The sequence below is a fragment of the Candidatus Thiosymbion oneisti genome, from assembly GCF_900092655.1.
Taxonomy (GTDB): domain Bacteria; phylum Pseudomonadota; class Gammaproteobacteria; order Chromatiales; family Chromatiaceae; genus Thiosymbion; species Thiosymbion oneisti.
On the sequence record NZ_FLUY01000893.1, the window covers coordinates 1 to 6,547 of the forward strand.

Sequence of the window (6,547 nt, forward strand, 5' to 3'; positions counted from 1 at the left end):
GTACCTCCTAAGCGATGCTACCAGGGTCTACCAGCACGCTTATATCACGGCTATGAACTTGCAATCTATGTCGAAAATAGGGGATTGGGTGGCAACCAGCAACATCGGTCGAAACTAGGTACTAGTTTACCCTCACCACTACCAGCGGCGAATTCTTTCACAGTCTCTGGAGCGTGGGAACGAGCAGATGATGCGGTTCGCGCCCCCTCGTGGTGCCATTCTGAAATGAGCAACTGCGCTCACCACATCCTACGTTTCTTGGTACATTTTCGGCGCATTCTTGGGCCTCCGAGGTCCAGTGATGCACCTATTAGGTTCATCACTGGACCTCGGAGTCTCACCCTCGAGGTTCGAAACCTCTCCGTTGAGACTCTAAACCTCAATGATGCAGCTTTTTGGTGCATTGATGCACCTATTAGGTTCATCGTTGAGGCTCAAAGTCTCAACGATGAGGTTCGGAACTTCTCTGTCGAGACTTTGAGCCTCAAGGCCGAAGCTTTTTGGTGCATTGGCGAACCTATTAGGTGCGCTGTCGAGACTCCGAGTCTCAACCATGAGGTTCGGAACCGCTCTGTCGGGGTCCCGGACCTCGGCGATACGGCTCTTTGGCCCATTGATGCAGCTTTCCGGTGCATCCTCGGGTCTTGAAACCTCATGGTCGGGTCTTCGGCCCTCCAGGTCCAGGTTCCGAATCGCAACGGACACCGGAATCTCCTGGCCCCTGAGGCTCTGACTAGGGGGCGTTCTTAATTGAGCCAAATCACCTTGAAAATTAAGCGCATAAGGCTCATGCGTCGGTGGCTACGAGCTTCCGAGACACTCCGCGGCGCGGAGCTTCCGCGTTCCCACGCGGCGCGTGGGAACGAGAGACGCCGGAGTCTCCTGGCCCCTGAGGCTCTGACTAGTACGGCTGCGCGCAGATACCCGCTGGAGCCTGGGAACGAGCGAGGGTCCGTGCCCGAGGAGCCGGCAAGATGCCGGCGGTCCCAATCGCAGGGTCCGCGGTGCGGACCATTCGCGGCCGGCAAGGCCCTGGGTTGTAGGCATGTTTCCGTATCCGTAGTAAATTTGCCCCTGGTACGGCCTAGGGGTCCGCCTGGATGGGCCTGGATGCCAATCGCCTGTTGTGTGAGATGCAAAAGTGACTGAGTTTTTTAAAACTATTCCCCTTATCGGCAATTGGGATTTTGCTGATCCGAATGCCGTTATTGCCATAGTAACTACTGTTTCCTTGCTGGTCATTCCAATAATAAAATTTATTCTCAAATACGTTGAAAAACTAACGGGAATATTAGTAAGAATATCTGGCAAGGAACGGGAGATTGGAGTCTTGAATGCTTTTGAGAGGGTGTTATGTCGTATTGTCGACTATACGGCCCAATGCGAGGCGGTCGATCGGTATTTTTTCCATGATGAACGGAAGGATGAGGAGTCCAAGGACCGTGGTGTCTTTTTTATCGAGGGCCGGGATAGGGACTGGCTGGATGTCTTGCCCGATCATCTGGCGGTCCGCAACAAGCTCAATAATTATGAGGGCCTGGATTGCCGGAGTAATGTCGATAATCTGTTGGCGAGGAATGTAAAAAGGTTGAACGGCGTTCTGAGGTCGCAGGACGACTTCGAGCGCCAATTGTGTTCTCAAATGGTCAGGAGTGGGGGGTGCGCCGCGATGTGCAAGGAGGTGGCGCGGTGGGTCAATAACCGCGGGGACCAGCGCGGGAACGGACGTAAGGTCATTTATGCACCGCTGGATGATCGGATAGGGGATAAGGCGTTGGTCGGTATCTTGGCCAGTGCCCGAAGCCTGGTCGATGGCCTGTCCATCGCTGCGGGGCGGACCCTGATTGTGTTGTTCTGTTTCGAGAGCACGGCCTCTCGGCTGCTCGGCATCGCGGCATGGAGAAGAAACAGACGCCGTAAGAAGCTCGCCGGGCAGGGTATCGAGTTATTGGCGAGGCCGACCAGGGTGGACAAGCGTGATCTGACGGATTGGATTCGCAGGTTGGAGGGCCTGTGCCGAGGACTCGATCCGCATACCTTGAAAGTCGCTTGCAACGGGAGATTTCCGGCCCGCAAGCGGTGGTATTACGAGGAGCTGCAAGGGCCACTCATAGAGGTCTTGATCGCGGCACGCATCAAATGAGGCTGGTGTTCGATAGGTGGTGATCCTGTTTTGAATGTTCATTGCAAGGTCCCATGAAGCCTTATTCTATTCCCGACTTCAGGTACCGCTTATGTCCGATACGACTCAGGCCGCCCGTTACCAGGGTAAAGGCCATCGACAGGCGCAGGAGGCCTGGCGGAATTTCCCGGAGGTCTATAAGGAGGCGATCCAGGACCCCGCCGGTTATCTCGCCTCTCCGGATCTCGCCGCGGCGGTGGATGTGGCGGCTACCCTGGGGATGCCTTTGTTGCTCACGGGGGAGCCCGGCTCGGGGAAGTCGCGCCTCGCCGATAGTGTCGCCTGGGAGATGGGGATGGGCGAGCCGCTGCGGTTCGTCGTCAAGTCCGATACCCAGGCCCAGGAGCTTTTCTATCGCTATGACCTCGTCGGTCGCTATAACGCCTCTCGTGACCGGAATACCGACGAGCGGCAACTGGCATCGCGCTTTCTGTATCTGGGGGCCCTGGGCAAGGCCCTGCTCTATGCCCGGGGTGGCGATCTGGCCCGGGAGGTGCTGGGGCTCGACGAGACCCAGATCGAGGAGCAGTTGCCGGACTATGCCGGATCCCCCCGCCGTTCGGTGGTGCTGATCGATGAGATCGATAAGGCCCCGCGGGATGTGCCCAACGATCTCCTGGCCGAGATCGAGGAGGGTGGGTTCCATATCCCGGAGCTGGAGGTCGCCCGGCAGCGGGAGGTGCGTATCGCCTTGCCGAAATCCGGCGCGGCGAACGGGGAGGTCCGCCTGGAGCCCCTGGTCATCATCACCAGCAATTCCGAGCGGGCCTTGCCCGAGGCCTTTCTGCGCCGCTGCATCTATTTCCATGTGCCCTTTCCGCCCTTCGACGATGATGCCAAGGATGGCGAGGCGAAACCGGCGGACAGGCCGGTTACGGTGGAGCGGATCGTGGAACGGCGGTTTTATGACCGCTACCGGGAGGAGCATCGGTATCAGGGGCGACATGATGGCCTGGTCCATGACGCTATTTCCCTGTTCAAGTTCATCCGCCGGGATTCCCGGCCGGATCGCGCGCCGTCCCTGGCCGAGCTTCTGAACTGGTTGGATTATCTGTTGCGTCAGGTCACTACACCGGGACGGGGGCTGAGGGAGCTGGCCCCCGTCCTGCTTTCTTTGAGCGTGCGGTGCCTGCTTTTGAAGCAGAAGGACGATCAGGAGCAGGCGGACCGGATGATCGCGGACTGGCAGCGGCAATGATTGCGCCCCGACCCTTGCTGTAGCCGGCAATCGCCCGGACATACCCCCATGAGGCCGTGTCCCGAACCTCCGCACCGGCATCCCTTGTCCCCCTGGGTGGCACGGCTGCCTGGGCTGCAAAATCGGCTGGCGGCGGCGGGGTTCCGCATCGGCCCCGACCGCTGGTTGAATCTCCAGGACCTGCTGTTTCGCTTTTATCAGGAAGGCCGGCTGCCCCAGGAGGTCCGGGCGTTACGCAAGTTCGTGCGGCCCTTGTTTTGCCGCGGCCCCGAGGATTCCAAGACCTTCGACGCTTGTTTCGAGGCCTGGGTGACGGAGGGCCAGAAGGCCGATCTGCCGGCGGCCGAACCGGTCGCTTCTCCCTACGCGGAGCCGGTCACATCGCAGCTGTCGGGATTCGATAGGCCCCCGCCGAACCCTTTCCGCCGCCGGTTTTTGGCGGCACTCGCCGTCTCATTCCTGCTGATATTTCTGGCGGTCGGTTGCTGGCTGTGGGGGTGCTGGGAGGAATCGACCGAGGGGCCGCGGCCGTCGCAGATTGACCGACCCATATCGCCGCTGCGGGTTTCAGAGCCGGCATCCGAGACCTTGCGCCCCCGTGAGGGACTGGAGCCAAAGCCGGTATCGCCTCCGCTCCGTACTTTGCCGGAGGGACCTTCCCTCGGCCCGGAAGACGCCAGGCGTCTGGATACCCTGGGCAGGTTCCTGCCCTGGCTGGGGCTTCCCATCGCCTTGGCCTGGCTGGTGTGGGTCTGGTCGAGGCGGCGTTATGTCTTGCGCCGCGCCGAGGATTCCGGTCGGGAGGACCCGCTGGAATCCTTGTCGATTCACCGGGATGACCAGCCCTTGTTCGCGACCCCTTCGGTCCGGGAGGCCCTGCACCGACTGCATCGTTCCATCGAGGTCCCCGGTCGCGCTCTGGATGTGGCGGCTACGGTCGCCGCTTCGATCCGGGGGGCGGGGTTTTTCCGTCCCGTCCGGCGCAGTCGGCGTTTTATCCCGGAGCTCCTGGTGCTGGTGGATACCAGGGGGCCTCAGGATCTGGCGGAGGGGCTGGGGCGGCTGGTGGCCGAGCGTTTGCGCCGGTATGGCCATGAGGTCTTTGTCTATACCTATCAGGGGGCACCCAGCGGTTTCGTCGATGAGGACTTCCAGGTGGTGCCGGACGGGGTGGCGGGGCTCGCCTATCGGCATCCCCAGGCCCGCCTGCTGCTGATCGGCGATCCCCAGGCGTTGTTGACCAACCTGGGGACCCATCTGATTGCCGAGGCCGACGCCCTGACCCGCTGGCCGCAACGGGGGCTGCTGAGTACCCGCGATCCCCACCCGACCTGGGTCGGGGTGCTGGCGGCGGCGGGGTTCCACGCCGAGCCCCTGACCGAGGCCGGCCTGCGGGCCATCGGCGTCTGGCTTGCGGACCTCTCCCAGCCCACCGCGACCCAACGGCATTCGCCCCTGCCACCCGTCCCCTTCCAGGACCCCCACATGCCCCTCTGGCGACGCCGGCCGCAATCAAGCCGATTCAAGGCGGACCTGGCCGCGTTACGTGGGTATCTGGGGCCGGACGGCTACTTGCTGTTGGGCGCCATGGCGGTGTATCCGGTCCTGCACTGGGGGTTGACCCAAGTGCTGGACAGTCGCCTGTTCCCGGACGATACGCCCGAGCGGCGCGAGCGGCGTCTGTTGAGACTGGCGCAGCTCAGCTGGTGCCGGATCGGCTGGTTGCCGGAGTGGTTTCGCATCTATCTGCTGCGCCGGCTGACGCGCCGGGAACGGCGGACCATACGCGGGGAGTTCCGCATTCTGCTACGGCTGCGAGCCACAGCCACGGATGGTGCCGCGATCCGGTTGCCATTCCGGGTCGCCGAGAGACCTCCCCGGCATGAAGGCGGCTGGCGGGATTACCTGGCCGGGCTCATCGGGCAGGCACCCGACCACAGCCGGATCAAGGACGCCGTTTTCGCCAATCTGATCCTGGGCGGGCGGCTCGGGCTCTGGGATTTCACCTTACCGCGCTGGATCGGTCGCCGGTTGCCGGGTGGTCAATGGCCGAGGTTTTTGGGCTCGCTGCTCAAGGCATTTGCCGGTGTGTTGCTGTTTTGGTTGATCGCCACCGGTCTGTGGCAGGACCAACTACGCGGCCTGGTGGAGGACTGGGCACTGGCGCGCCAGATCGCCGCCAACCAGGGGCAACCGGTTGCCGTCATCACCGATGGGCCCGACGAGGCGCTCTCCGAGGCCCTCCAGGCCAGTCTGGCGCAGTATGGTTTTAAACCGGTGACATTGGAGCCGGAGGTGCGGAAACGCTTGTCTCAGGCCCCCGTCGCCGATCATGTGATTCGGTACGGCCCTGACGCATCCGACGCCACTCGGCAGGCCGCCCGGGAGATTGCCGCGCAGTTGGCGTATCTGAGTTATCGATCCCCGGCGACGATCGATATCCGGGCCATGGAGGATCCCGATGCGATTCCGGGACAGACGATTCTCGTGCATTTGGCCGGAGGTTCCGCCGCGCCGAGGTTGCCTGGAGAGGAGAAGCGTATCTTCGGCGATCCGGATGGGCTCATCGTCACTATCGATGACACCATGACACCCGAATCTTCCTCCCGTTTCCGCGCTGTCCCGCAGGATGGTGACGAGGCGCGGAGATGATGCAGGCTCCTCCCGATCCGGCCACCCGATAATCAGCGCTGCCGAAACACGACCTATACAGGAATGTGGAGGGACCATGGCCGGGGCAACCCCCCACATTGGGGGGATGGATCACCGCTGTGCAGACCGCTTGCCCCGGCGTATACCGACAGCACGGGGCGGTCTGGTCGGACCCGAACGACCTGCGCTATCATCGGCAGCTGCCGGGGATCGGCGGTACCCTTCCCCACGCAGCCCGGCGGGCATTATCTGTCATTTTATGGGTCACACAATGAAATTCCCCTACGGCATCAGCGACTTTGATGCGCTTATCACAGAAAAATACTATTACGTGGATCGCACGGATCGGATTCCGCTGTTGGAAGACGCCGGCAAGCAGCTGCTCTTCCTGCGCCCGCGCCGGTTCGGTAAGAGTCTGCTGTTGTCCATGCTGGAGAGCTACTACGATCTCAACCAGGCGGATCGGTTCGAGCAGCTGTTCGGGGGACTTGCCATCGGCAAAAATCCCACCGCCG

Annotated in this window: 4 protein-coding genes; all 4 read left to right on the top strand. The window is 61.8% G+C overall.

What is annotated here, in order from left to right:
• Positions 1–1,330 precede the first annotated feature (1,330 nt).
• Positions 1,331–2,143 (top strand): hypothetical protein, encoded by an 813-nt coding sequence (locus BQ17_RS20590; RefSeq protein WP_141699203.1) that lies wholly within the window; start codon positions 1,331–1,333, stop codon positions 2,141–2,143.
• 91 nt (positions 2,144–2,234) lie between these two features.
• Positions 2,235–3,380 carry an AAA family ATPase gene (locus BQ17_RS09390; protein WP_176722363.1) on the top strand — a complete coding sequence of 382 codons (1,146 nt, stop codon included), beginning with the start codon at positions 2,235–2,237 and terminating at the stop codon, positions 3,378–3,380.
• A gap of 48 nt (positions 3,381–3,428) precedes the next feature.
• Complete coding sequence (locus BQ17_RS09395; RefSeq protein WP_089726450.1) at positions 3,429–6,032, top strand: hypothetical protein; 2,604 nt, start codon at positions 3,429–3,431, stop codon at positions 6,030–6,032.
• A 271-nt stretch (positions 6,033–6,303) separates the two neighbouring features.
• A partial coding sequence (locus tag BQ17_RS09400) for an AAA family ATPase (protein WP_176722364.1) occupies positions 6,304–6,547 on the top strand: 244 nt, incomplete at its 3' end.

Excerpts from the sequence above, each read along its gene's own strand:
- BQ17_RS09390 (WP_176722363.1), top strand. The coding sequence starts at position 2,235 with ATGTCCGATACGACTCAGGCCGCCCGTTACCAGGGTAAAGGCCATCGA.
- BQ17_RS09395 (WP_089726450.1), top strand. The coding sequence starts at position 3,429 with ATGAGGCCGTGTCCCGAACCTCCGCACCGGCATCCCTTGTCCCCCTGG.